Genomic DNA, 23,812 nt, shown 5'->3' on the forward strand with positions numbered 1-23,812 from the left:
ACAGCCTTCGGGCATGCGGCTGTCGTCGTGTCGCCCGGCCTGCCGGGACTAATATTTTTCAGGTTGACTGTTAATATCATTAGCAACACAGTGAGCCCGCAAGCGGTTGAAGCTTGCATCCGATCTGAGGAGGTCGGAATAAATCGGGAGGAGAAAACTGAGATGTCCGCATTCTCACGTCGCACATTCTTGACGGTCGCAACCACGATCGGCGCCCTGACCTTTGCCGGAATGGCAACAGCGCAGGTACCGGCCCTGAAGCAGAAGGACACCTACAAGGTCGGCTTCGCGCAGACCGAATCCAACAATCCTTGGCGGATCGCCCAGACCGAGAGCATGAAGGCGGAAGCCGCAAGGCTCGGCTATCAGCTGGTCTATACCGATGCCGCGGGTTCGGCCGCCAAGCAGGTCGCCGATGTCAACTCGATGATCGCGCAGGGCGTCGATGTCATCTTCCTCGCTCCGCGTGAGGAAAAGCCGCTGATCCCCGCCGTCATGGCGGCCAAGAAGGCCGGCATCCCGGTTATCCTGCTCGACCGCAGCGTGGATCCGAAGCTTGCCAAGGCCGGCCAGGACTACCTCACCTTCATCGGCTCCGACTTCGTCCAGGAAGGCCAGCGCGTGGCCGAATGGCTCGCGAAGAATGCCGGCGGAAAGACGAAGATCATCGAGCTGGAAGGCACGACCGGTTCCTCGCCCGCCAACGATCGCAAGAAGGGCTTCGACGAAGCGATCAAAGCCGCCGGCGGCTTCGAGATCGTGGCATCCCAGTCCGGCGATTTTGCCCGCGACAAGGGTCGTCAGGTGGCCGAAGCCCTGCTGCAGGCGCATCCGGATGCCGATATCATCTATGCACACAATGATGAGATGGCCATCGGTGCGATCTCCGCCATCGAGGCCGCCGGCAAGGTGCCCGGCAAGGACATCCTCGTGCTGTCGATCGATGGCGGCAAGGAAGCCGTCGGACTGGTGGCCGAAGGCAAGATCGCGGCCGTCGTCGAGTGCAATCCGCGCTTCGGACCCAAGGCGTTCGAAACCATGGCGCGCTATGCCAAGGGCGAAAAGATCGAACCCCGCGTCATCAACGACGACAAGTTCTACGACAGCTCGAACGCCAAGGCCGAACTCGCCAACGCCTACTGAGGCAAGGCGTGCAAGGCAAGGCAGGCAAGGCAATGTCTGGCCGACCCTGTGAGGTCGACCGGGCACCTGCCGATCATGGCTGTCGCCGGTGGGTATCCCGCCGGCGACATGTTTTCCTGTGCAAGAGGACCTTCGATGCTGCTTTCCATGCAGGACATCTCCAAGTCGTTCGCCGGAGTCGCGGCCCTGCGGTCGGCCACGCTCGATGTCGCCGACGGTGAGATCATGGCGTTGGTCGGTCAGAACGGCGCCGGCAAATCGACACTGATCAAGATCCTTACCGGAGCCTACAAGGTCGAGACGGGCCGGATCGCCTTCAATGGTCGCGACGTGACCTTCACCTCGCCGGCCGACAGTCAGGCGGCGGGCATTGCGACGATCTACCAGGAAATCAATCTCGCAGCCCAGCGGTCGGTTGCCGAGAACATCTATCTCGCGCGCGAGCCCCGCCGCTTCGGCCTGCTCGACCATCGCCGCATGCGCGAAGGTGCGCGGCGTGTTCTGGAGGCCTTCCATCTCGACATCGATGTCGACAGGCCCGTTGCCAGCTTCAATGCCGCGACGCGGCAGATGGTGGCCATTGCCCGGTCCGTCGAACAGAATGCCAAGCTCCTGATCATGGACGAGCCGACGTCTTCGCTGGACGAGCGTGAAGTCTCCATCCTGTTCGACACGATCCGCACCCTGCAGGCGCGCGGCGTCGCCGTCATCTTCATCGGGCACCGGCTGGACGAGCTCTACGCGATCTGCAACCGCGTCACGATCATGCGTGACGGGCAAACCGTCGCCGTCAGCGCCATGCAGGACATCTCGAAGATGGAGCTGGTGCGGCACATGCTCGGGCGCGAACTTGCGGCCTTCGAAGCGCTGAGCAAGAGCGCGGAGGGTCATGAAGAGCGCCCCGTGCGCCTGGAGCTCGAAGCTGCCGGCTCGGGAACCCGCGTGCGTCAGGTGGATCTGACCGTGCGCGAAGGCGAGATCTCCGGGCTGGCCGGCCTGCTTGGCTCAGGCCGAAGCGAGACCGCGCGCATCATCTTCGGAATGGACCGGCTGGAGCGCGGTTCGCTGCGGGTCGGTGGCCAGGCGCGGACCTACACTGAACCCGCCGACGCCATTGCAGACGGCATCGGTCTCGTCTCCGAGGACAGGAAGGTAGACGGCATTATCCCGGACATGAGCATCCGCGAGAACATGACGCTGGCGCTGCTGCCGAAGCTGCGCAAGGCCGGCGTGATCAACCGCGCACGGCAGGATGAGATCGTTCAGCGTTTCATCACGGCGCTGCGCATCAAATGCGCCTCACCCGATCAGCCGATCAAGGAGCTTTCCGGCGGAAATCAGCAGAAAGTGCTGCTGGCCCGCTGGCTGTGCACGGATCCGAAGGTGCTCATCGTCGACGAACCGACGCGCGGCATCGATATTGGAGCGAAGTCAGAAATCCTCAAGCTGCTGCGCCAATTGGCCGACGAGGGCCTCAGCGTCCTGATGATTTCGTCCGAACTCGAAGAACTGCTGGCTGCCGCCGACCGGATCACGGTCCTCAGCGACGGCGCGTCGGTCGCCGTCCTGCCACGCTCCGCCATGTCCGAAAAAGCGCTTCTCGCCGCCATGGCGCATCAGGGGGAATGACATGACGATCACGGACACCGCCCCGCCAGCGCCGCAGACGCGCCCGAAGCTGTCGATGCTCGCACTCGCCAGCCGATACGGCACCGCTGCTGCCCTGGTGCTGCTCATCGTCTTCAATCTGGTGATGACGCCAAATTTCGTTTCGTGGCAGACGCTCAACGTCAACCTGACGCAGGTCGCCCCGATCGTCATCGTCGCCACAGGTATGACGCTGGTCATCGCGACAGGCGGTATCGACCTCTCTGTCGGCTCGCTGATGGCGATCGCCGGGGCTGTGGCGCCGATGATCTTTCTCGGTACGCTGTTTCCCATCGACAATCCGAGCCTTGCCGTGGGTCTCGCCTTCGTCCTGCCGATCCTCGTCACGATGGCCTTCGGATGGTTCAACGGCCTGCTGGTCACGCGATACGCGATCCAGCCGATCGTCGCCACGCTGGTGCTCTTCATTGCAGGACGCGGCATCGCGCAGGTCGCCACCAACGGCAACCTGCAGGTCTTCAAGAACCCGTCTTTCCAATTCATCGCCATGGGCCATGTCGCGGGCGTTCCGGCCCAGGTGGTGCTGATGCTGGTGGTTGCCGCCCTCGCCTTCGCGTTGATCCGGCTGACGATGTTCGGCCGGCATGTCCTTGCCGTCGGTGGCAACGAGAAGGCGGCGCGCCTGGCCGGCATCCCTGTCCGGCGGGTCAAGATGCTCGTCTATGTGATCTCCGGCGCGCTCGCCGGGCTTGCAGGGCTTGTTGTGGTCGCGCGCAATTCCGCAAGCGACGCCAACCTCGTCGGCCTCGGCATGGAGCTCGATGCCATTGCCGCCGTCGCCGTCGGCGGCTCGCTGCTGACGGGTGGCCGGGCAAACATTTTCGGGACGCTGCTCGGCGCGCTGGTCATTCAGCTCGTGCGGTACACGCTGTTGGCCAACGGCGTCCCCGATGCTGCAGCGCTCGTCGTCAAGGCGGGCCTGATCGTGGTGGCCGTCTACGTGCAGCAACGCGCAGACCGTTCGTGAGGAGTGTCCAGATGTCCGCAGCTCGCTTCATCCCCGCCTTTCTCCGTCCGAAAACCTCGGGCGATCTGGCCCGCCTCGGCGTCATGGTCGCTCTCCTTGCGCTGATCCTTTTCGGCGCCCTGCGCTACGACAATTTTCTCTCATCCTTCAACATCCTGAGCTTCCTGCGCTACAATGCGATGTTTGCGCTGATCGCGCTCGGCATGTGCTTCGTCATCATCACCGGCGGGATCGATCTGTCGGTCGGAGGCGTTGCGGCGCTTGCCAGCGTCGTCTCGGCATTCGCTTCCCCCTACGGCTGGGCCGCCGGATTGGCCGCGGGCATGGCGGCGGGGCTTGCCTTCGGTGTGCTCAATGGCATCATGATCACGCAGATGCGGATACAGCCCTTCATCGCGACGCTGGCCGCGATGCTGGCCTCCTACGGTACGGCGCTGCTTCTGGCCGACAACCAGTCCGTTTCCGTTTCCTACGACACGGCCTTCACCATGCTGGGGCAGGACGACATCCTAGGCTTCCCGATCCCTGCCTGGATCGCCCTTGCCGCCTACATCCTCGGCTGGATCTTTCTCGAGCGGCTGCCGGCCGGCCGCCATGTGCTGGCCGTCGGCGACGGGGAAGCCACGGCGCTCTTGATGGGACTGAAGGTCCGGCGCACCGTCTTCTCCGTCTACGCCGTCTCCGGCCTGCTCGCGGGGCTTGCCGGAACGGTGCTCGCCGCCCAGTTCGGCGCGGGCCAGCCGACAGAGGGCGTTGGCTGGGAGCTTTTCGCCATCGCCTCCGTGGTGGTTGGCGGCACGTTGCTCAGCGGCGGTGCAGGATCGGTCGGGGCGACCCTCGCTGGTGTTCTCCTGCTCGGCATGGTCTTCAATGTCCTGAATTTCGAAAACGGCTTGGGCTGGATCTCGCTGTCGGCCTACTGGCAGTCCGTCATTCGCGGCCTCTTCCTTCTGGTCGTGGTCGTCCTGCAGGCCAAGATTGCCGCTCGACCCGAGGAGCAGGGCTGAGCTAATCTCCGCGCGAGGCTGCGTAGGCCATCCGTCCGTCCACCCCGCCAGCTGCCCTACGCCTGAATGCTGGATATCTCGCGCGCTCGTGATGAGGCGTTTTGCAAGAGATTGTCTAGTTTGGGAGCGAAAGTGACTGTGCTGGGTGTTTTCGGGTGACACACGACCATCAGATTCAGACGATCCGCTATCCCGGTGCCATGCGGATCATGCACTGGCTGGTCGCCATGCTGGTGTTCGTCACCTGGCCTCTCGGGATGGTGATCAAATTCGTGCGCGACGATATCAAGCCAGACGCCTACCTTCTGCACGAGTCGCTTGGCTTCATGGCCCTCTGGCTGATGCTTGCTCGTATCGGCATTCGTCTCACGTCGCGCGTTCCCCGCAGCGGCAACGGCTCGATGGCCGGGATGGCGCACCTGGTGCACGCCGGCCTGTATCTCCTGTTGATCGTGATGCCGGTCAGCGGCTTCCTGGCCACCAATGCCCATGGATTTCCACTTGTCTGGTTCGACATCCTTCCCGTCTGGAGCCCGCTCGGCAAAGCGCCCGAGATCGCCCCGCTGCTGTCGACCGTTCACCGATGGAGTGCCTGGATCCTCTTTGGCCTCCTCGCTCTGCATCTTGGCGGCGTCCTGTTTCATCACGTCCTGCGCCGGGACGACACCTTGTATAAAATGCTCTGATGACATGTGATGAGTCGATCATTCGTCGCCTGACGATCACAGATGAAACCTGGCGCAGGCTGCTTGCGGCATCGTCTGCGCGCGCGAAAACGCCCTATGAAGCGGCCGATGCTGGCGCTGCGCTTTACGGACCGATCGCGTTTGCGACAGGCGCGTTCGTTCTGGCGCAAGTGGGACAATCGCTCGACGGTCGGGTCGCCACGCCGTCCGGCGATGCGCGCAATATATCCGGGCCCGAGGGTATTGCGCATCTGCATCGATGCCGCGCGCTTGTCGATGCGGTCATCGTCGGCGTCGGCACGGTCAAGGCCGATCATCCGAGGTTGTCCGTACGCGACGTGGAAGGCCCTGATCCCGTCCGGGTCATTGTCGACTGCCGAGCCGACCTTACGGGCGAAGAAAGCGTGTTTTGCGACGGCGGCGCGCCGGTCATTCTCATCCAGTCGCAAGAAGCGCCCAGACGACACTATCCCGTGGACGTCATCCGCCTGCACCAGACGTCGGACGGCCTCTGTCCAGAAGAAATGCTGGACGCCCTTGCGGAACGCCATCTCCTGAAGGTGCTGGTCGAAGGCGGCGCGCGCACGATCTCGCGCTTTCTCGATCGCGATCTTGTCGATCGCCTGCATGTGTCCATTGCACCGCTCATCATTGGTTCGGGCCCGTCCGGCATCTGTCTCCCGCCGATCCGGACACTGTCCGAGGCCCGTCGACCCGAGACTACCCTCTACAGCGTCGGGCGCGACATCCTGTACGACTGCGACCTCGCCGCAGGACGCCCGGCGTGGTCATCGCGGCAGCGCCCATAGATCGGTGTGGCCGACGACAAGGCCTCCGCCATCCCGAACCTTGCCAAGTCGAAACGCAAGCCACGCCTCGAGATCATCCGGACGGATGTCACCGATCTCGGCGACCGGGAGCATCATGCCGCGCAAGAATGCGTCCTGAAGCGCGGCGTGCGATCCATCGAGTTCCCAGCGGCTGTCCGCGCGCGCGATTCGATATCCGCGGGACAGGAGCGCACGCTCGAGCCAGGCTGCAGCCTCCGGCCCCAGTGCCGCACCGAACCCCTTGTCCCCGCGCTGGTGACGGTTGAACGCGTCGACGACGTCGCAATCCCGTTCATGCGGGTCGCTCCAGCGGATGCGGCCATCATAATTGAGGGCGGCATAGAAGGCGATGTTCTGCCTGCTCAGGCGTTCGACCAGATCGTCACAGAATGCCTGGGAACAGAGATCAAAGAAGGCGGACGCGGTCATGAGGTCGATGCCGCGCAGGTCGAGCGACTCCAGGTCCGTGAGGTCTTTCTGGATATAGCGGACACCGATGCTTCCGATCCGCCTTTCGGCTTCGCCAAGCAGTCGCGGATCATTGTCGACGAGGTACCAGCGTGCGTCTGTCGGGAGATGGGCCGAAAGGACGCGGTGGGTGGCGCCCGTGCCGCAGCCGATGTCCATGATGGTGGGCGCTTCGAGACGTTCGCAGTGCGCGACGACCTCAGCCATCAGATTGGCGGCTCGGGCGGCTTTGTCGGCCGGTTCGCGAAGGGCGAGCCATGCCGTCTCGAAACCGCTCATGTCACGCCTCCCAATCGATCGGAAACCGTGCGTGCCGTGTCTTGCCAACGCGGCAGCAGGCGTCCGGCCATGGCGGCGGCGTCGGCGAACCGGCGCCGGACAAGAGGGTCGGTGATGAACGTTCGCAAGGCGTCCGCAAATCCATCGATGTCATCGACCGTCACCAGCACGCCAGCTTGCGGGGGCACGACCTCGGATATCGCGCCCGCGCGGCAGGCGACGATGGGCAAGCCCTGCGCCAAAGCCTCGGCAAAGACCATGCCGTAACCTTCGTAGCGGCTTGCCAGGGCGAAGATGTCGCCGGTCTGCAGTTCGCCGGCGATGTCATCGCGTTCGCCGCACAGCGTCACGCGATCGGACAGACCGAGCGCCACCACCTGGTCGGCAAGAGCCGCGGCGGTCACGGGATCAAGGGTCTGGTTGCCGATGATGCTGGCGCGCCAGGGAAGGTCTCTCAGCTTCGCCAGCGCGGCAATCAGCACATCATGACCCTTGCGGCGCGTGAGGGTGCCGACGCTGATAATGTGGGGAGGACCGGCGTCACGTACGGCATGGTTTCCCGGCTGCGGTCGATCCGTGCCGGGCACGGCGACCGTGATCTCGGCCGGGGCTACACCGTAATCTTCGGAGAGTGTTCGCGCAGTTTCGGCCGACGTGACCACGACATGGCGCACGAAGCGCAGGGCTTCACGCTCGCTCTCGCGTAGGCGGGCGGCGACAGCGGCAGGGAGCCCGGTCTCCAGCGAGAGTGGATGATGCACGAGCGCCACGATACGCAAACGCGCGCCTTCCCGTTCCGCCCACCGGTCCATCACCCCGAAAGCGAGACCGTCGATCATCACCAAAGCACCGTCCGGCAGCGCTGAGAACTGCGCTTCGGCCCGGGCCAGGACATCCGTCGTCGGCATCGGGAAACCCTCACCAAGGCTCACAGGTTCGACGTGCCAACCCAGATGCTCCAACCCGTGGATAAGCCGCCGGTCGTAGCCATAGCCGCCCGTTTTCAGGGAGAGATCCCCGGGATAGGCAAAGACGAGCCGGTTGTTCAAAGGTCCGCCTCATACCATCCACGGGCAGCATGGCTCTCGTGCAGGAGAACGCGGATCCGGCAAATGCGGCCACTGCCAGGACCGAGCTTCTTTTCGGAAACGGCGTCGACCAGCCTGTCGAAAATATGCTTGGCCACGACTTCGGTGGTGGAAACACGGCCTTTGAAGATCTCGAGCGCATCGAGATTCTGATAGTTCAACGGCTTCAGGACGTCGGCAAGCGTTGTGGTGGCAAGACCGATGTCGACCGCCAGCCCGTCGTCATCGAGATCGCGGGTAAAGAAGGCGGCATCGACCACGAAGGTCGCGCCATGCATGCCTTGGGCAGGACCGAAGACAGGACGCGGCAGGCTGTGGGCGATCATGATGTGGTCGCGGACTTCGACGGCATACATGGAGAATTCCTTGTCAGTAGCGCACGCGATGACAGAGCGTGGAGGTTGCCTGGAGGATACGCGGATAGTGATCCGGCAGATCAGGAAAGGCCGTCTCGCCCGAAATCAGCGCGTCGAGGCGCGGGTCGCCGAGCAGATCCAGCGCCTTGGCGAGACGGCGCGCGAGCGGCCACCGTGCCTGCTGGCTCGCCGGGACATGCCCCACCTGCGAACTCTTGATAGAGAGCCGCCGCGAGTGAAACGCCCCGCCCAGCGACAGCGTCGCCTGGCGCTCGCCATACCAGCTGGCCTCGACGATGCGCCCTTCCAGCCCGGCATGATCGATCGCGCTCGACAGCGCTTCCGGCCTCCCGGATGCGTTGATCAGGACATCGTATTCGCCTTTCAACGCGTCGGGCGGCGCGAAGGAGAGGCCCAGTCTCTCGGCAAGCGCCGCGCGTTCGGGATTGGTGTCGATCAGCTGTGTTTCCGTGCCGGGTATGCCGGTTGCGAGATAGGCCGTCAGAGCGCCGACGACACCTGCGCCGAAGACGGCAACACGGTCGCCCGGGCGTACCTCCGCGTCCCAGAGGATGTTCAGAGCCGTTTCCATATTCGCTGCGAGAACCGCTCGGCCCGGCGACAGATCCGGCGGCAGAAGGACGAGTGCCGTCTGGGGCACGATGAAGCAGTCCTGATGGGGGTAAAGGCAGAAGACGCGGGTGCCCCTGTGCATTGTGCCGCCCTCGATCACCTCGCCGACGGAACAGTAACCGTACTTGACCGGAAACGGAAAATCACCCGCCATGAAGGGTGCGCGCATCCGGTCGTATTCCGATCGCGGCACCAGACCCTGGAACACGGTGGCTTCCGTGCCCCGGCTGATACCCGAATAGAGACTGCGGACGAGGACGTCGTCGCTCCCGAGGTCAGGAAGTGCTTCCTCCCGGATGTGGCACGCGCCACGCTCGGGGAACCACAGAGCGCGCGCTGCCGGTCGGCTCGCGGGCACGTCCTTCGGCTGCGTCGGATTGGTCATGGCTTCCTTCAGGCTGGCAGGTCGACAAAGGTGTTTCGAATGGCACATCGCATCTAGAGGGCAGCCGTGCAAACGCACGGACAAGGACATATCACTATTAGTTTACAGGCCCCTCGCAATCCGTTTTGTCGGGCAGGCCGTAGCGCGGGCACTTTCATCAGGGAGATTGTCGTGCCGTATCCAAGCCCGTTTGCCAAAGACTTTTCAGATCCTGCTGCCGATGTCGAACGCGCGGTGTCCGAGCTGCGATTCGGCCGTCCGGTGCTTCTCAACGACGACCGGCGCAGCCTCGCCGTGCTGGCGCTCCATGCGGTCACGCCCGCTGTCTACGACACGTTCGCGCGTGTCGTAGAGTCCTCGCACAGCTTGCTCCTGACGCGCGCGCGCGCCGGAAGGCTCGGCATTCGGTCCCGGACGGACATCGCAATCCCTCTCTCCGACGTGGGTTTCGATGACGCTTCCCGGCTCGCCTACGCGCTTCGGACGAAACGTCCGGAAACCTGGACGGCAGCCCCTGAACTCGCCTCCCGATCGGCTGACCTTGCGAGAACGGCCCTCCTGCTGCCGGCCATGATCATCGCCGATGTGACGGACAGAAAGCCCCTCTTCAGCGCCTGCTGCAGCCTGCATGTCTCGCGGCTCCAGCAATCGTCCGTCGCCCGGCAGACGTTCCAGCAGGTCGCGAGAACGCGCGTTCCCTCAAGAGATTACGGCGACTGCGAGTTCGTCGTTTTCCGGGGTGGGCTTGCGCAAAAGGATCAGGTGGCGATCATCGTCGGCAACCCGGATATGGCCAAGCCGGTCCCGGTCCGGATACACTCGTCCTGCATCACCGGGGACCTCTGCGGCTCGCTGAAATGCGATTGCGGCGACCAACTGCGCAATGGGCTCGATCTCCTGAAGCAGAGCGGCGGCGGCGTGCTGGTCTATCTCGACCAGGAAGGGCGCGGCACCGGAATCGGCGCCAAGATGCGCGCCTATGGCTACCAACACGCCGGCCTCGATACCATCGACGCCGATGCCGAACTCGGGCTTGGCGACGACCATCGCCGCTACGAGGCGGCCCTCGCCATCCTCCGGCTCCTGTCCATCTCCGAAGTCATCGTCTTCACGAACAATCCGACCAAGATTGCGGCCTTGCAGGATGGGGGTATCATCGTTCACGCTCGGGCAGAGGTAACGGGACAGGTGACGAACGAAAACGAACGTTACCTGCGCACGAAGGCGCTGCGTGCCGGGCATATGCTGGACATCGAGACGCTCGTTGCTGCCGAATAGGTGCGGCGATGGGCGCGGGAGGAGACGCGATGGCGACGATCGACGAGGGAGATCATGGAGCACCGGAGCGTAGAGGCGCTGCTACAGCCGATGGGCTGCTTGCCAATAGCGTGACAGTCCTGGCGATCGTCTACTTCGCTTCAGCAATGAGCTGGTACGCTGCTGCCGCCGCACTGCCGATCGAGCATCATGTTCCCGTGGTCGCCGGCCTCGTGCTCGCCGCCATCTGTGCCCTGGTGCTCCGCGCCCTGCCCTTCCATAGCCACCCGCGCTTCGGCTGGGCCAATCTCGTCACGTCTCTTCGCGCCGGCATGATCAGTCTCGTGTGTGCGATCGTCCTGTCTTCCGGTGCGTTTGGCGAGCAGCAGAACGAGAACCTCATTTGGGCGACTGCCGCGACGGTGATGTTGGCGCTCCTCCTCGATGGCGTCGACGGCTATCTCGCCCGAAGGTATCGTCAAGAGTCGGCCTTCGGAGCGCGGTTCGACATGGAGCTGGACGCGTTTCTGATTCTTGTCCTCTCAGTCGCCGCCCTCGTCCTCGAAAAGGCGGGGCCCTGGGTGCTGCTTATCGGTCTGCTGCGCTATGCCTTCGTGCTCGCGCAATGGCCGTTTCCCTGGATGACGATATCGCTGCCCGTGTCGTTTCGGCGCAAACTGGTGTGCGTCATTCAGGTCGCGACCTTGTGCGGCGTCCTGCTGCCCATCGTCTCGCAGCCCGTCTCGGGCGCATTGTGCGCCGTCGCCCTCGCCCTGCTGGTCTCTTCGTTCTTCGTCGATGTTCGGTACCTGATGGCGCGCCGTGGAGAGACCGTGTGAGCCGCTCCCTTGCCACGTCGCTTGGACTCGCCCGTTCGCTGGTGGTCTACTACGGCAGGCCGTGGCAGCGCTCCCGTTTGAAGCGGTTCTACGGCCAGATGATCGAACCCGGCGATCTCGTGTTCGACATCGGGGCGCATGTCGGCAGTCGCACCCGGGCGCTTCTGGCGGCAGGCGCGCGGGTCGTTGCGGTCGAGCCCCAACCGATCTTTGCCGACTTCCTCCAGACGCATTTTCTGCCGCGGCTCGAAGGCCTGGAACGCGTCGCCGTCGGCCGACGGGCGGGTGAGATCGATCTGCGAATCTCGAGCCGTCATCCGACCGTGACCAGCATTTCCCCGGATTTCGTTGCCAAGGCAAAAACGGCCCATGGTTTCGAAGCGGTCATCTGGGATCAGACGATCAGGGTTCCTATGGTGACGCTGGACGGACTGATCGCCCGATACGGTCGTCCCGCCTTTTGCAAGATCGACGTCGAGGGTGCCGAAGCCGAGATCATCGGAGGCCTGTCGCACCCCATTCCATGGATCGCCTTCGAGTATCTTCCGGCCATGCCGGACCTTGCCCTGCAGGCCCTCGACGCCGTCTGCGAACTCGGCGACTATCGGTACAATCGCGTCCTTGGCGAACAGCAGCACTTCGTCCACGGGCAATGGCTGACCGCACGGGCGCTTCGCGACATCCTTCTCCAACTGCCGACCTCGGCGCGCTCCGGCGATATCTACGCCCGGCTTTCATCGTGATCGGCTGTCTCTGTCTGCGTCACGTTGCCGGAGACCGGAGTTTCCGACACGCCTCTCGTCAGCAGGAGAATGGCGATGCCGGGCAGCGCGCCGACAAGCGCGAGAGCTCCGTAGACAAGGCTCGCCGCGACACCATCGGCTGCACCATAACCGGCAAGAGGCCAGAGCGCCGCGGCGGCGGCCTCGCGCGTACCCCAGCCTCCAAGGCCTGTGGGAACAAGCATGACGAGAAGACTGGCCGGCACGATGGTCAGCGCGGACACGGGGGGCAATGGCGCACCGACGGCATGCGACGCCAGCATGAACAGCGCGACATAGGCGAGCACCACGGTGATGCTCAGGCTCGCCTGGACCGCCCAGGCATAGTGCCGCACGAAGACGGCGCCGAGCTCGCGGCCGAACCCGCGGTAGCGCATGACGACCACGACCAGAACCGCCATCATACCCGCAAGGCCGATCGCCGCCGGCAGCAGCATCCCGCCCGGCATCGCAGTCGCGCCGGGCAAGAGCGGCCAGAAGAACAAGCCCGCGGCAAAGAGCAGGAAGAACGACAGCTGGCCGGATAGACGTTCCAACACGACCGTTTTCGCCGATCGCTTCAAGCCGCCGGGCTGGCCATGGCGGAGGCGAAAGGCCCGCAACGCATCGCCGGCGATGCCGCCGGGCGCAAGCTGATTGACGGCCGTTGCCACGTAATATTCACGGACGGCATGCAGAAACGAGAGTAAGAAGGACAATCGCCGAGCCGTGAATTGCCATCGGACCGCCGAGACGACAATCTGCACCTGCACCAGGATCAGGCCGGCCATCAGATGTCCCGGCGATACCTTGTTCAGCGCCGACAGGACCGCGGAGATATCCACGTTGAGGAGCAAGGCGGCGAGAAGGCCGATCAACAGGATCCCGGTGGCAAATCTGAAAAGCAGCAAGAAGAGGCCTTTCGCGCACGGCAAGCGGGTTGGCGGCCGAGAACACAATCTATCCGAATCTCTACGCAACGGACACGCAACTGGATCCGACCGATGAATTACCCGACTGGCCGTCCATCGCTTCCCCCACGACCCCGGTTCGCCTTCCTGTGGTTCCTGCTGTTTGTGGTCATTGCCGGCACCATCCTTAACCTGCCCGATCGTCCGGATGCGATCGGTCTCTCGGCGTTTCTGAAAATTCCGCTGGACGCGGTCCTGCTCGGCCTCTTTCTGCTGGTCATGCCCTGGCGGATGAGGTCGCCCATCATTGTCCTCGCGGTCATCGTCCTCGGCGTCCTCCTCTTCCTGAAGCTTGCCGATCTTGGCACGCAGTCGGCCTTTCAGCGTTCGTTCAACCCCTATCTCGACGGTAAGATGCTCCGGGACGGCTGGAACCTCCTGTCGGGCACGCTTGGCGGAGTTGCCGCGCTGATCGTCTGCCTCGCCGTTCTCGCCGTCTTCCTCCTCATTCTCGGCCTTCTCGGCCGCAGCATGATGGTCACCGCATCGGTGTCCGGACGATCGCGCATGATGCTTGGCCTGCCGCTTCTGATGCTTGCGGCGCCTGGAGGCCTTGCGGTCGCACGGCCGGCCTTGGTCGAGCATCTGCCACTGCCGCGCTTTACGTCCAGTTCGGCAAGCTACCTCTCCGATCGCGTCGGACTGATCGCCCGGTCGGTCGAGGATACCCGGCGCTTCGACGCAGAACTTCGGCGCGCCGATTCCCGGAGGGAAGCAGCCCCGAATTTTGCCGCCGTCGCCGGACGCGATGTCGTCCTGATCTTCGTCGAGTCCTATGGCCGAAGCGCGATCGAGGATCCCCGCTACGCACCACGGATCGATCGGCGGCTCGCAGAGATGACCCGACAACTGGGTGATGCCGGCTTCTCGACGGCCAGTCGGTGGATCGGCTCGCCGACGGTGGCGGGCCTCAGCTGGCTTGCCCACGGCACCTTCTTGTCGGGCCTCTGGATCGACAGCCAGCTGCGCTACGACCGCCTGATGACCAGCGATCGAACCAGCCTCAACCGGCAGTTTTCCGCTGCCGGCTGGCAAAGCGTCGCGGTGATGCCGGCCATCACGATGGATTGGCCCGAGGCGGACTGGTACGGCTACGACCGCATTCTTGCCGCAAAAGACCTCGGCTACCGCGGAAAACCCTTCAACTGGGTGACGATGCCGGACCAGTTCACGCTGTCCGCGTTCCATCGCCTTGTCCGTGACGGGTCGGACCGAAAGCCCGTCATGGCCGAGATCGCACTGATCTCCAGCCACGCGCCTTGGACCCCCGTTCCCCATCTGATCGACTGGACCGCCGTCGGCGATGGATCGGCCTTCAACGATCAGGCGACCGCGGATGAGACGCCGACCGTGGTCTGGGCCGACCCGGCGAAGATCCAGGACCACTACATCCGCACGGTGGATTACGCGCTGGAAACGCTGGGCGACTATGTCAGCCGCTACGGTGGCGATGCGCTGTTTCTCATCATCGGCGACCATCAGCCGGCAAACATCATCACCGGCGCCAATGCTTCGCGCGCCGTCCCGCTCCATGTCATCAGTCGGGACCAGGCCATCATCGACCGGTTCAGGCAGCACGGGTTCGGCGATGGCCTTACGCCATCGGCGACGGGGGGCGAGATCCCGATGAGCCAGATGCGTGATCTGCTGGCCGACACGCTGAGCGCGCCTGCTTTGGCCGGGAACCGGCCTCTGCCTTGAACCGTTGCGGGACGGAGAGAGACTGGAGCAGATGTTGACCGAGCCCCATCCCCATACGCCGGACGGCCGGTATTTCGTTGTCCGCGGGCGCTTGTGGCGAACGAGCAATCCTGACATTCCGGAGAGCGAGCGTGTGACCCTCGTCTCCGAACTGATGGCGGCGCGACGCGCCGTTCGCGACGCGCGCGGAGAACCCGACCAGACGCGACAGGCGCGGGCGCGGGTCGATGCGGCAAAGACGGCTCTGGGCGAACGCGGCCCGGTCTGGTGGACGGACGGTGAACCGGACTACAATCGACACCTCGTACGGAACACGCCCTATGCTGCGTGGCATGCCGACCTCACCTCGGATGCTTGATCGGGCACATTCTCGCAACTGATACGGTCTGTCGAATGCATGCCCGCCAACCTTCCTTTGCAATTGTAAGCCAACCCCAAAATTAGGATAAAAACCGGGCCGAATTTACGAGTTCTTAGCCGGCGCAGACCATCACTTGTCGCCAGCATGCTGAACGGCGGATCGCGCACGTGCATGCATGACCTGGAGGGTCTCATGCCAAGCTTGACGATATCGCGCCTGCTCGCACTCTTTGGCGTGGTTGTAACCGGCGGCCTCGTCGCATCCATCGGCTTGCAGACCATGGCTCTGCAGACGCTGAAGGTCGGAGGACCGGTCTATGCCGAGATTGCGAACGGGAAAGACGTGATCGCCGACATCCTGCCGCCGCCGCTCTACACGCTGGAAGCCTATATGCTCGCCAACGAGACGATGGCGCATCCGGAACGTGCGGCCTCCAATCTCCAGAAGATGAAGGCGCTGAAGCACGAGTTCAAAACGCGCAGGGACTTCTGGGCAACGGCGCATCTCGACCCGAAACTCGCCGACGGACTGGCCGAGCAGGTCGTTGCGAGCGGCGAGGCCTTCTGGGCGGTGGCGACGGCCTTCGAGGAGGCCAAGGCGAACGGCGAAGCCGCCGACCTGCAGCCGGTCATGGACGCCTTCTATCGCCACGACGCACACGTTCGGGCCTTTGCCGAGCTGGCAAGCGGGAGGCTCGAGACCTCGGTCGCGGATGCCGACCTTACCGGCACGACCTATACGATGATCGGAGCGCTCAGCAGCGGCGCGTCGGTCCTCATCTTTCTTGCCGGGCTCTGGTTCGTGCGCCGCCGTGCCATCCGACCGCTCGTCGAGATCGGCAGCGCGATGAACGTGCTCTCCGGCGGCAATTATGCGGCTGAAATACCGTTCGCCACGCGCACCGACGAGATCGGTGCGATGTCCCGCGCGCTCGCAGTGTTCCAAGCCGGCGCGCGCGAGCGCCAACGCATGCGCGAGACGGCGGATCGCGACCGCTCGCAGTCGGACGCGGAGCGGCTGGATCAGCAGCGCAACCGCGAACGGGAGGCCGAAGAATTGCGTCACGTCGTGGAGACGCTCGGCGCCGGGCTCGGGCGACTGGCGGAGTGCAATATCCGCAACCACCTCGATCACCCGTTCGCAAACCGTTTCGAGCCGCTTCGCCTCGACTTCAATCAGTCTCTCGCCACCTTCCAGCTGACATTGGAGCAAGTTCTCGACAAGACGTCCGAACTTTCGGGCAATGCGCGCGAAATGCATCAGGCCGCGGACGAGCTTTCCAAGCGCACGGAGCAGCAAGCCGCTGCGCTCGAACAGACATCGGCGGCGCTGGACGAAGTGACCGCCACTGTCCGGTCGTCAGCCGACCGTGCCGCGGAAACGCGCAGCCTCGTCGGTGCCGCCAATCGCAGCGCGACATCATCCGGCCAGGTGGTCCGCGATGCGGTCGACGCCATGCGACGGATCGACACGTCCTCGCAGCAGATCGGCCAGATCATCCATGTGATCGACGAGATCGCCTTCCAAACCAATCTGCTGGCGCTCAATGCCGGGGTCGAGGCCGCACGCGCCGGAGAGGCCGGACGAGGCTTTGCCGTCGTGGCGCAGGAGGTCCGGGAACTCGCGCAACGCTCCTCCGCCGCCGCCAAGGACATCAATGCGCTGGTGCGCACATCCTCGAGCGATGTCTCGAACGGCGTCCAGCTCGTGGATCAGGCGGGGCGCGCGCTGGCAGAGATTGCGCGTTATGTGACCGAGATCGATGCCAAGGTCGACGCGATCACGACGGCATCGAAGGAGCAGTCCGTCGGCTTGCTCGAGATCAGTACGGCGGTCAACGCGATCGACCAGATGACCCAGAAGAACGCGGCCATGGTCGAGGAGACGACCGCCATCAGCGGCAGCCTCGCCTCCGATGCCAGCCTGCTGTCCGCCATCGTTGGCCGCTTCCAGCTCAATCCCGGTCGATCCGACGGCGCAGCGGCGCGACCGGTTCGGCATCGGGCCGCCTAGCATGGCAGCCGCGGGCCGGCTTGCTCTCTCTAGCGCCCGAACCGGCGGGCGCCGATGACGCAGAGAATGACGCAGACCGTCATGCCGAGCATGCCCGGCGTGACCGGCTCGTGCAGAAGTGTTGCCGCGAGCGCCAATGCGAGGAAGGGCTGCAGCAATTGCAGCTGTCCGACAGCGGCGATGCCACCCTGCGCAAGGCCGCGATACCAGAAGATGAAGCCGATGAGCATGCTGAAGACCGAGACGTAGGCGAGCCCGAGAAACGCGGGAAGCGCAATCCCGGCGAAGCTGGCCGGCATGGTGAAGAGGGCGATGCAAAGCATGGGCGGCAGCGAGAGAACCAGAGCCCACGAAATGACCTGCCAACCGCCAAGGGTCCGCGAGAGCTTCCCGCCTTCGGCGTATCCGAGACCACAGACGATGATTGCAAGGAGCATCAAGAGATCGCCGAAGGAGGATGCGCGGACGCCCTGCGCAAAGGCGTAGCTGACCACCGCCGTGCTTCCGAGCAGGGAGAAGATCCAGAAGACCGGTTTCGGACGATCGCCCTCGCGAAGGACTCCGAAGACGGCCGTCGCGAGCGGCAGCAGGCCGATGAAAACGATCGAATGCGCCGAGGTGACATGCTGGAGGGCGAGCGCGGTCAGGAGGGGAAAGCCGACGACAACGCCGAGCGCAACGATCGAGAGCGACGCGATCTCACGCGGCGTCGGCCATCTCTGGCGCGAGAGCACCAGGAGGACAAGCGCGAGGAGACCCGCGATCGCCGCCCGCGCGACCGTGAGGAACACCGGATCGAACTGCATGACGGCAACACGCGTCGCAGGAAGCGATCCGCTGAAGATCACCACGCCAACCATTCCGTTCAGCCATCCGGCCGTTGCCCGCTCCATCCTGCACCCCTTCTCGATATTCCCGTTTATTGACCCGCTCTCACGGAAGTGCCAGAAACGGTTGCCGACAGTTTGTCCAAACTGTTGTGGACATCAACCAATACGGATCGAGACGATGGGGCGCGTGCCGATGGCAACCACGATGGTGATGGAGACGGTCCGCCAGCGGATCGCGGGCCGTGCGCTCCTGCCGGGCGGAAAGCTGCCATCGATCCGCAAGCTCGCGGCAGTGCTCAAGGTTTCGACGTCGACGGTGGTGGAAGCCTACGACCGACTGGTCGGCGAAGGCCTTCTTTGCGCGCGCCCCGGCTCCGGCTTCTACGTCACGCAGCAGGCCGGTGCCGCCATGGCGTTTTCGGTCGCCGATGCCGGACCGAAACGCGACCGTGCGGTCGATCCCTTCTGGGTCTCGCGCCAGTCGCTGGAGGCGGCGCCTGGCGACGCGAAACCGGGATGCGGCTGGTTGCCACCCGACTGGCTGCCCGAGGACAGCGTGCGGAGGGCTCTGCGAACCCTGTCACGCGCACAAAACCCGATCCTCTCCGAATATGGTTCGCCACTCGGCCTCACGCCGCTTCGCAACCTGATCGGCCACCGCATGGCCGAGCGCGGCATTGCTGCGTCTCCGGACCAGATCCTGCTGATGGAGTCCGGAACCCAGGCGATCGACATGCTCTGTCGCCTGCTGCTGCAGCCCGGCGACACCGTGCTGGTGGACGATCCCTGCTACTTCAACTTTCATGCCCTGTTGCGCGCGCACCGCGCCCGCATCGTCGGTGTCCCCTACACCCCGTCCGGACCCGATACGGATGCCTTTGCGCGCGTGGTGGAAGAGCATCGACCGCGGCTCTACATCACCAATTCGGCGATCCACAATCCGACAGGCGCGATCCTGTCGCCGGTCGCGGCGCATCGTGTTCTCAAACTCGCCGAAGCGAACGACGTCATCATCATCGAGGACGACATCTTCGCCGATCTGGAGAACAGCCCTGCCCCGCGGCTGGCGGCTTTCGACGGGCTCGACCGGGTCATTCACATCGGCAGCTTCTCGAAAACCCTCTCCGCCTCCGGCCGATGCGGCTTCATCGCTGCAAAGCCGGAATGGATCGACAGCCTGACCGACTGAAGATCGCGACGACATTCGGCGGAGGCCGGCTGACGGCGGAACTCGTCTATGCCGTCCTTAGCGACGGATCCTATCGCAAGCACCTGGAAACGCTGCGCCAACGGCTGGCAAAAGCCATGCACAGCAGTGCCGTACGCCTGAAGAGCCTCGGCATCACGCCCTGGATCGATCCGCAGGCAGGCATGTTTCTCTGGTGCAGGCTTCCCGACGAGATGGACGCGACCGACGTGGCGCGGGCGGCGCTCGGCCGCGGTCTGGTGCTTGCGCCGGGCAACGCCTTCAGCCTCTCCCAAACGGCGAGAAGCTTCATGCGCTTCAATGTCGCGCAGATGCAGGCGCCTGCCGTGTTCGACATCCTGCGCGATGTCCTGGCCGCGCAACGCGGCCGGGACATCGCTTGATGGAACGAGAGCACAACGCGCGTCGGGTCACTTCCAGCTGGTGTAATCGCTGGCCGTACAGCCAAAGGGCGCCCGTTGGTCGCCGAAGCGCTTCTGCAACTGGTCGCATCCCCACCGGTTCACGGGACCCGGCATCATGTTGTTGATGTCCATGCCCGGCGACTGGAACTGCGTGCCGGACGCCAGCACATACCAGAACCAGAAGCCGATGACCCCGACGACGATCAGCAGCGGCACGCCAAGGGCGACCTGCAGCCGCCACCAGATCGACCGGGTCTTGCGTGGCGCGTCCACCAGCACCGTGCGGCCGCCGTGCGCCTCCTCCGTTTGCCGGAACGGCAGAAGCGCCTGTGCGCGCTCCGCATCCGTGAGCTCGATCCGCATCAGGCGGTCATCGAGCAAGACCGGCAGTGCCGTCTTCCCATGCCGGACAGCCAGGGCGACCGGCTTGTCTCCTCTGGTCCCCACGATCAAGGGCTCTTCGCCGTCGTGCATGCGGGTATAGGCGGAGCGCTTGGTCCGGTCGTCGGCAATCGTGTCGACGTAGGTGATGGAAAGGGTCTTGCGCTTGCGATCGAACGCCTGGATTTCGACCGGCACCGGTACCAGCATGGCGGGACGGCGGAGCGCGCGGCGGACGCGTAAGATCCGAAGAAGGAGGAAGATCATGCCGACACCGAGGCCACCCAGAATGAGGGTGAGGAGCGCAAGCGTGATGATCCGGTTCCAGAGCTTGTCGAGCCCCAGGGTCATGGTCGCAAGCTCTGGATGATCACCCGAAATGACAAGGCCGGTCTCGTAGTCGCCGACATGAAAATCGACGAACATGATCTCCACATCCGTCGCGTAGTCCCGGCCGTCATAGCGATAGACAAGACGGGCTTCGCAGTCGGTGAAGACCGCCTTGCGCGTCGTGCAGCGGCCGTTCTGGACGTCGCCGTCCTCGACGACGACAGGATTCTGGCTGATGGTGAAATCGCGCAGCACGCCCGGCCCTTCCCACACGAGAAGGAAAACGGCGAGCACCAGGATGATGGGTGTCGACCAGTAATAGGCGCGCGGCGCGGATACGGCATCGGGCGCCAGCTTCAGCGCGCGTTGGGGAAGCAGAAGTTCAGACAAGTCCAGGACCTTTCAGATCAACGCGTGCAGCCTGCCGTCTCCACGACAGAAAACCGGACGACGAGGGCGCCATAAGGCTCGGCATGGGCACAGCAAAGGGCGGGCACAGCGAAGGTCGGGCACGGCGAAGACCGAACCCGGTGTGTGCGCACCTGCTTATGGCGTGATTCGGCTGATGGGGTCTCGCATGATAGGCGAAAGATGCAACGAGGGGCTGCGTGCAGGGTGCGTTTCGAGGCGCCGCAGAGCCCTGCCAGATGCAAGGCAGCGTCGGACCGGTCTCTACCCCCACGACGCCACCTGCCGCGTCATGGCTCGTGGCTAAGCCCGGCAGGCTCTCACAAAACGCCCACAGGCTGAGATGCCACGCGCGAGCGCAACCCGGATCCGCAAGACTTTGAGTGGGAAAATTGGTCGGAGTGGAGAGATTCGCGTTCCAGTAGATAGCCGTTTTGATGTTCATCGGATGGAGCCGTAAGAACGAGATGAGCGTCGATGTCCCAGGTTTATGGTCGATATGCCGGAGGGTATCGTCAGAGTATCGACGCCATCACGACCTGCAAGCGGGAAATGGCAAGGGTTGGCCATAGATGTGCGTCACGTATCCAGTCATAAAACTGCGGTTGTTGTGGATAAACAGCCTAACCCCAGCTTGTAGAGGAAATACCTTTCGACTATCCGGAAGGCGCAGGAGAATTGGGGAAACAACAATGCGTAAACTCTACATTGCACTGGCTGCGGTCGCTCCGCTTGCTGGCTGCGCAACCACGCCAGCAACACCGATGGAAGCACGTCTGAACCGGTATGCCGGGGCGCAAGTCGTTGCAATGAACTGTGCTGCGGCCGGAGGTTATAGCTCGGTTGCTACGATGCGGGCCGATGCTGATAAGAACTTAGCTGAAGCACGCCGTCTTGGCGCTACTGACGCCGATGTTGCGAAAGCCACCCAACGCGTGAATGGCAACTTTGCAGGTGCCGTCTTCATGGTCGGTGACTATCAGGCATGCAACTCGTTTATGAGCACTCTTGCATGGGCGGGAACCTCGACGCCCGTCGTCAAGCCGAAGGTGCAGCCCAAGAAAAAGCCTTGAGTAACAGCGGCCCGCCGATCATGTCGGCGGGCGTTTAACAAACAACGCTGGGGCACAGCTCATCTATCGTCAGACTGCTGCAAGTTGTCCGCACTCTGTCGCCCACACGCCAAGCATCTCTTCCCCCCTACGATTCGAATGATGGTAGAGCGAAGATCTTGTTTGCCAACCGGTACGAGCTGGCGGGCCGACGGTTCGGACATCCTCTGCACCGCCTCAAAGAGCGACCGAGACGTAAAGGGCAGTCTGCCCATCGAGATTGATGTCGGAATAAGTAGGTCAAAAGCCGACGAAATCAGCGAAGTCAGGAAATAGCGGCTACGGAATCACGAGGCGGGCAAAACAGCGGCCATCGCGACTGAGAAAGCCTTGAAGCTCTCTACGCACCTATATCATCCGCGAAGGAACAAGCTTCGTGACAAATGGTCGGAGCGAAAGCCCTATTTTCCGAACAGTTCAGCATTCTCAGGGAAGACGATTGGTCGGAGTGGAGAGATTCGAACTCCCGACCCTCTGGTCCCAAACCAGATGCGCTACCAGGCTGCGCTACACTCCGTGCCAATAAGCGGGCAATACACGCTGGACGGCGGGGCCGCAAGGGCGAAAGCCGCGTGACGGCCTTTATTCTCCGGCGCCGCGGCCGATGGAAAATTCGGTCGCGCCTGCATCAAGGTCATTCCGTTTCCGGCGGTTCTGCGCTATGTCACGGGAAAGCCGGTCGAGCCGGTTCCTTTCCATGCTTGGAGTCTGAGGAATGTCCGCCAAGATTTATCGTCCCGCCAAGACCGCGATGCAGTCCGGAAAGGCCAAGACCAATCTTTGGGTGCTCGAATTCGACCAGGAAACGCCCCGGACGATCGATCCGATGATGGGCTATACGAGTTCGGCCGATACGCGCCAGCAGGTCAAGCTGACCTTCGAAAGCGCGGAAGCGGCCGTCGCCTATGCCGAGCGCAACGGAATCGAATATCGCGTGATCGCGCCGAAGGATCCGACCCGGAAGAATGTGTCCTACAGCGACAACTTCCGCTACAGCCGCATGCAGCCCTGGACGCACTGAGGCCGTTCATCGCCTGCCACGTTCGCGCTGCGTATCCGCAGCGCCGCCGGCCCCTTAGCTCAGCTGGATAGAGCACCTGCCTTCTAAGCAGGTTGTCGCAGGTTCGAGCCCTGCAGGGGTCGCCAAATTTTTCGACTTGATCCCGCACCGCGCCGTAACGGCTTTTTCACTTTCGACGGAGCGTGAGGGCGACGGGACGCGCCGGGTGGCGGGTCAGTCCGGTTTCGCGACGGGAAGGTTGGCGGGGATGTCCACGCGCGCACCCGGCGTGATCGCCAAGCGCTTTGCCGTGCCGGCGTTGAGTTCGATCACATAGGCGATGGGCACCCGGGAGTCGATGATCGCCTCGGATTGGGGAACGGCGTTCTCATGAACCGTTTCGACATTGCCGTCTTTCGACACGAACAGCATGTCGAGCGGCAGGAACGTGTTCTTCATCCACATCATCACCTGACGCGTCTGCGCGAAATCGAACAGCATGCCGTGATCGGCCGGCATCTCCCGGCGAAACATCAGGCCTTGGGCACGCTGGTCGCTGGTGAGCGCCAGCTCGACGGTAAAGCCGTGCGTCTTGCCATCGCGTGTCTTGATGGCCAGGGGTGCCTTGTCGAAGGCGACGTCAGCCGCTTGGACAGGGCCGCCAGCAGTGGCGATGGCAACAACCACGAGCGCGCCGCGCAGGGCTTGCCGCAGGCTCAGCATCCCT

22 protein-coding genes, 2 tRNA genes and 1 pseudogene are annotated in these 23,812 nt (G+C 63.6%); 16 read left to right on the forward strand and 9 right to left on the reverse strand.

The genetic code is table 11. The features are described 5' to 3' along the window. The first annotated feature begins 162 nt into the window (after positions 1-162). The 6 genes from ASG25_RS00225 to ASG25_RS00250 all read left to right on the forward strand — a co-directional run bounded on the left by ASG25_RS00225 (position 163) and on the right by ASG25_RS00250 (position 6,280). Complete coding sequence (locus ASG25_RS00225) at positions 163-1,143, forward strand: ABC transporter substrate-binding protein (protein ID WP_062467995.1); 981 nt, start codon at positions 163-165, stop codon at positions 1,141-1,143. A gap of 135 nt (positions 1,144-1,278) precedes the next feature. Then, on the forward strand, positions 1,279-2,772 hold the full coding sequence (locus tag ASG25_RS00230; RefSeq protein WP_062467998.1) for a sugar ABC transporter ATP-binding protein: 1,494 nt from the start codon (positions 1,279-1,281) through the stop codon (positions 2,770-2,772). Positions 2,773-2,827: 55 nt separating this feature from the next. Further along, the gene (locus ASG25_RS00235; protein ID WP_062471747.1) at positions 2,828-3,778 is read left to right on the forward strand and encodes an ABC transporter permease; all 951 of its coding nucleotides are present in this window, start codon (positions 2,828-2,830) and stop codon (positions 3,776-3,778) included. 11 nt (positions 3,779-3,789) lie between these two features. Then, entirely contained in the window at positions 3,790-4,785 is a 996-nt protein-coding gene (locus ASG25_RS00240) for an ABC transporter permease (protein WP_062468000.1), read from the forward strand. A gap of 155 nt (positions 4,786-4,940) precedes the next feature. After that, on the forward strand, positions 4,941-5,471 hold the full coding sequence (locus ASG25_RS00245; protein ID WP_244479284.1) for a cytochrome b/b6 domain-containing protein: 531 nt from the start codon (positions 4,941-4,943) through the stop codon (positions 5,469-5,471). After that, positions 5,471-6,280 (forward strand): RibD family protein, encoded by an 810-nt coding sequence (locus ASG25_RS00250; protein ID WP_244479285.1) that lies wholly within the window; start codon positions 5,471-5,473, stop codon positions 6,278-6,280. The genes ASG25_RS00245 and ASG25_RS00250 overlap by 1 nt, the downstream gene beginning before the upstream one ends. On the opposite strand, the gene ASG25_RS00255 is transcribed toward ASG25_RS00250, so the two are convergent. Genes ASG25_RS00255 through ASG25_RS00270 form a run of 4 tightly spaced genes read right to left on the reverse strand, consistent with a single transcriptional unit; the run spans position 6,260 to position 9,510 of the window. Further along, positions 6,260-7,048 carry a class I SAM-dependent methyltransferase gene (locus ASG25_RS00255; protein WP_062468002.1) on the reverse strand — a complete coding sequence of 263 codons (789 nt, stop codon included), beginning with the start codon at positions 7,046-7,048 and terminating at the stop codon, positions 6,260-6,262. The two genes, ASG25_RS00250 and ASG25_RS00255, sit on opposite strands and share 21 nt — an antisense overlap. Further along, a complete protein-coding gene (locus ASG25_RS00260; RefSeq protein WP_062468004.1) occupies positions 7,045-8,097 on the reverse strand; it encodes a glycosyltransferase in 1,053 nt (350 codons plus the stop codon). Before ASG25_RS00260 ends, ASG25_RS00255 begins: the two co-directional genes overlap by 4 nt. Then, positions 8,094-8,492: a 6-carboxytetrahydropterin synthase gene (locus tag ASG25_RS00265; protein WP_062468006.1), complete on the reverse strand. Its 399-nt coding sequence runs from the start codon at positions 8,490-8,492 to the stop codon at positions 8,094-8,096. The genes ASG25_RS00260 and ASG25_RS00265 overlap by 4 nt, the downstream gene beginning before the upstream one ends. Before the next feature lie 13 nt (positions 8,493-8,505). After that, entirely contained in the window at positions 8,506-9,510 is a 1,005-nt protein-coding gene (locus ASG25_RS00270; protein ID WP_062468007.1) for a zinc-binding alcohol dehydrogenase, read from the reverse strand. A gap of 171 nt (positions 9,511-9,681) precedes the next feature. Here ASG25_RS00270 and ribA point away from each other — a divergent pair, with 171 nt between their 5' ends. Genes ribA through ASG25_RS00285 form a run of 3 tightly spaced genes read left to right on the forward strand, consistent with a single transcriptional unit; the run spans position 9,682 to position 12,349 of the window. Continuing rightward, a complete protein-coding gene (gene ribA / locus ASG25_RS00275; RefSeq protein ID WP_200942743.1) occupies positions 9,682-10,788 on the forward strand; it encodes a GTP cyclohydrolase II RibA in 1,107 nt (368 codons plus the stop codon). 29 nt (positions 10,789-10,817) lie between these two features. After that, entirely contained in the window at positions 10,818-11,606 is a 789-nt protein-coding gene (locus ASG25_RS23290) for a CDP-alcohol phosphatidyltransferase family protein (protein WP_082479781.1), read from the forward strand. Beyond that, positions 11,603-12,349, forward strand: coding sequence for an FkbM family methyltransferase (locus ASG25_RS00285; RefSeq protein WP_062468009.1), 747 nt, complete (start codon positions 11,603-11,605; stop codon positions 12,347-12,349). Before ASG25_RS23290 ends, ASG25_RS00285 begins: the two co-directional genes overlap by 4 nt. Here the strand turns inward: ASG25_RS00285 and ASG25_RS23295 are convergent. After that, positions 12,328-13,278: a lysylphosphatidylglycerol synthase transmembrane domain-containing protein gene (locus ASG25_RS23295; protein ID WP_082479782.1), complete on the reverse strand. Its 951-nt coding sequence runs from the start codon at positions 13,276-13,278 to the stop codon at positions 12,328-12,330. The genes ASG25_RS00285 and ASG25_RS23295 overlap by 22 nt on opposite strands. 93 nt (positions 13,279-13,371) lie before the next feature. On the opposite strand from ASG25_RS23295, the gene ASG25_RS23300 reads away from it, so the two are divergent. The 3 genes from ASG25_RS23300 (at position 13,372) to ASG25_RS00305 (ending at position 17,413) form a co-directional block, all read left to right on the forward strand. Continuing rightward, positions 13,372-15,039 (forward strand): hypothetical protein, encoded by a 1,668-nt coding sequence (locus ASG25_RS23300; RefSeq protein ID WP_062468011.1) that lies wholly within the window; start codon positions 13,372-13,374, stop codon positions 15,037-15,039. 31 nt (positions 15,040-15,070) lie between these two features. Continuing rightward, the gene (locus ASG25_RS00300) at positions 15,071-15,397 is read left to right on the forward strand and encodes a hypothetical protein (RefSeq protein WP_062468013.1); all 327 of its coding nucleotides are present in this window, start codon (positions 15,071-15,073) and stop codon (positions 15,395-15,397) included. 195 nt (positions 15,398-15,592) lie between these two features. After that, positions 15,593-17,413: a methyl-accepting chemotaxis protein gene (locus ASG25_RS00305; protein ID WP_062471762.1), complete on the forward strand. Its 1,821-nt coding sequence runs from the start codon at positions 15,593-15,595 to the stop codon at positions 17,411-17,413. 29 nt (positions 17,414-17,442) lie between these two features. On the opposite strand, the gene ASG25_RS00310 is transcribed toward ASG25_RS00305, so the two are convergent. Beyond that, positions 17,443-18,306: a DMT family transporter gene (locus tag ASG25_RS00310; protein ID WP_062468015.1), complete on the reverse strand. Its 864-nt coding sequence runs from the start codon at positions 18,304-18,306 to the stop codon at positions 17,443-17,445. Positions 18,307-18,421: 115 nt separating this feature from the next. On the opposite strand from ASG25_RS00310, the pseudogene ASG25_RS00315 reads away from it, so the two are divergent. After that, a pseudogene (locus ASG25_RS00315) lies at positions 18,422-19,833 on the forward strand (PLP-dependent aminotransferase family protein). A gap of 27 nt (positions 19,834-19,860) precedes the next feature. Here the strand turns inward: ASG25_RS00315 and ASG25_RS00320 are convergent. Next, complete coding sequence (locus tag ASG25_RS00320; RefSeq protein ID WP_062468017.1) at positions 19,861-20,955, reverse strand: hypothetical protein; 1,095 nt, start codon at positions 20,953-20,955, stop codon at positions 19,861-19,863. Positions 20,956-21,665: 710 nt separating this feature from the next. On the opposite strand from ASG25_RS00320, the gene ASG25_RS00325 reads away from it, so the two are divergent. Next, a complete protein-coding gene (locus ASG25_RS00325) occupies positions 21,666-22,046 on the forward strand; it encodes a hypothetical protein (RefSeq protein WP_062468019.1) in 381 nt (126 codons plus the stop codon). A 479-nt stretch (positions 22,047-22,525) separates the two neighbouring features. Here the strand turns inward: ASG25_RS00325 and ASG25_RS00330 are convergent. Beyond that, positions 22,526-22,602: transfer RNA gene (locus ASG25_RS00330), tRNA-Pro, on the reverse strand. 198 nt (positions 22,603-22,800) lie between these two features. Here ASG25_RS00330 and ASG25_RS00335 point away from each other — a divergent pair. Together ASG25_RS00335 and ASG25_RS00340 are read left to right on the forward strand one after the other, a co-directional pair. Continuing rightward, positions 22,801-23,106 carry an ETC complex I subunit gene (locus ASG25_RS00335; protein WP_062468020.1) on the forward strand — a complete coding sequence of 102 codons (306 nt, stop codon included), beginning with the start codon at positions 22,801-22,803 and terminating at the stop codon, positions 23,104-23,106. Positions 23,107-23,154: 48 nt separating this feature from the next. After that, positions 23,155-23,231 (forward strand) — tRNA-Arg (locus tag ASG25_RS00340). An 88-nt stretch (positions 23,232-23,319) separates the two neighbouring features. On the opposite strand, the gene ASG25_RS00345 is transcribed toward ASG25_RS00340, so the two are convergent. Continuing rightward, positions 23,320-23,808, reverse strand: a complete 489-nt coding sequence (locus ASG25_RS00345) for a DUF192 domain-containing protein (RefSeq protein WP_062468023.1) — start codon at positions 23,806-23,808, stop codon at positions 23,320-23,322. Positions 23,809-23,812 lie beyond the last annotated feature (4 nt).

Source organism: Rhizobium sp. Leaf384 (assembly GCF_001424065.1).
GTDB lineage: Bacteria > Pseudomonadota > Alphaproteobacteria > Rhizobiales > Rhizobiaceae > Ferranicluibacter.

Excerpts from the sequence above, each read along its gene's own strand:
- ASG25_RS00240 (WP_062468000.1), top strand. The coding sequence starts at position 3,790 with ATGTCCGCAGCTCGCTTCATCCCCGCCTTTCTCCGTCCGAAAACCTCG.
- ASG25_RS00230 (WP_062467998.1), top strand. The coding sequence starts at position 1,279 with ATGCTGCTTTCCATGCAGGACATCTCCAAGTCGTTCGCCGGAGTCGCG.
- ASG25_RS00345 (WP_062468023.1), bottom strand. The coding sequence starts at position 23,808 with ATGCTGAGCCTGCGGCAAGCCCTGCGCGGCGCGCTCGTGGTTGTTGCC.
- ASG25_RS23290 (WP_082479781.1), top strand. The coding sequence starts at position 10,818 with ATGGCGACGATCGACGAGGGAGATCATGGAGCACCGGAGCGTAGAGGC.
- ASG25_RS00250 (WP_244479285.1), top strand. The coding sequence starts at position 5,471 with ATGACATGTGATGAGTCGATCATTCGTCGCCTGACGATCACAGATGAA.
- ASG25_RS23300 (WP_062468011.1), top strand. The coding sequence starts at position 13,372 with ATGAATTACCCGACTGGCCGTCCATCGCTTCCCCCACGACCCCGGTTC.
- ASG25_RS00325 (WP_062468019.1), top strand. The coding sequence starts at position 21,666 with ATGCGTAAACTCTACATTGCACTGGCTGCGGTCGCTCCGCTTGCTGGC.
- ASG25_RS00300 (WP_062468013.1), top strand. The coding sequence starts at position 15,071 with ATGTTGACCGAGCCCCATCCCCATACGCCGGACGGCCGGTATTTCGTT.
- ASG25_RS00265 (WP_062468006.1), bottom strand. The coding sequence starts at position 8,492 with ATGTATGCCGTCGAAGTCCGCGACCACATCATGATCGCCCACAGCCTG.
- ASG25_RS00255 (WP_062468002.1), bottom strand. The coding sequence starts at position 7,048 with ATGAGCGGTTTCGAGACGGCATGGCTCGCCCTTCGCGAACCGGCCGAC.
- ASG25_RS00335 (WP_062468020.1), top strand. The coding sequence starts at position 22,801 with ATGTCCGCCAAGATTTATCGTCCCGCCAAGACCGCGATGCAGTCCGGA.
- ASG25_RS00270 (WP_062468007.1), bottom strand. The coding sequence starts at position 9,510 with ATGACCAATCCGACGCAGCCGAAGGACGTGCCCGCGAGCCGACCGGCA.
- ASG25_RS00235 (WP_062471747.1), top strand. The coding sequence starts at position 2,828 with ATGCTCGCACTCGCCAGCCGATACGGCACCGCTGCTGCCCTGGTGCTG.
- ASG25_RS00310 (WP_062468015.1), bottom strand. The coding sequence starts at position 18,306 with ATGGAGCGGGCAACGGCCGGATGGCTGAACGGAATGGTTGGCGTGGTG.
- ASG25_RS00305 (WP_062471762.1), top strand. The coding sequence starts at position 15,593 with ATGCCAAGCTTGACGATATCGCGCCTGCTCGCACTCTTTGGCGTGGTT.
- ASG25_RS00225 (WP_062467995.1), top strand. The coding sequence starts at position 163 with ATGTCCGCATTCTCACGTCGCACATTCTTGACGGTCGCAACCACGATC.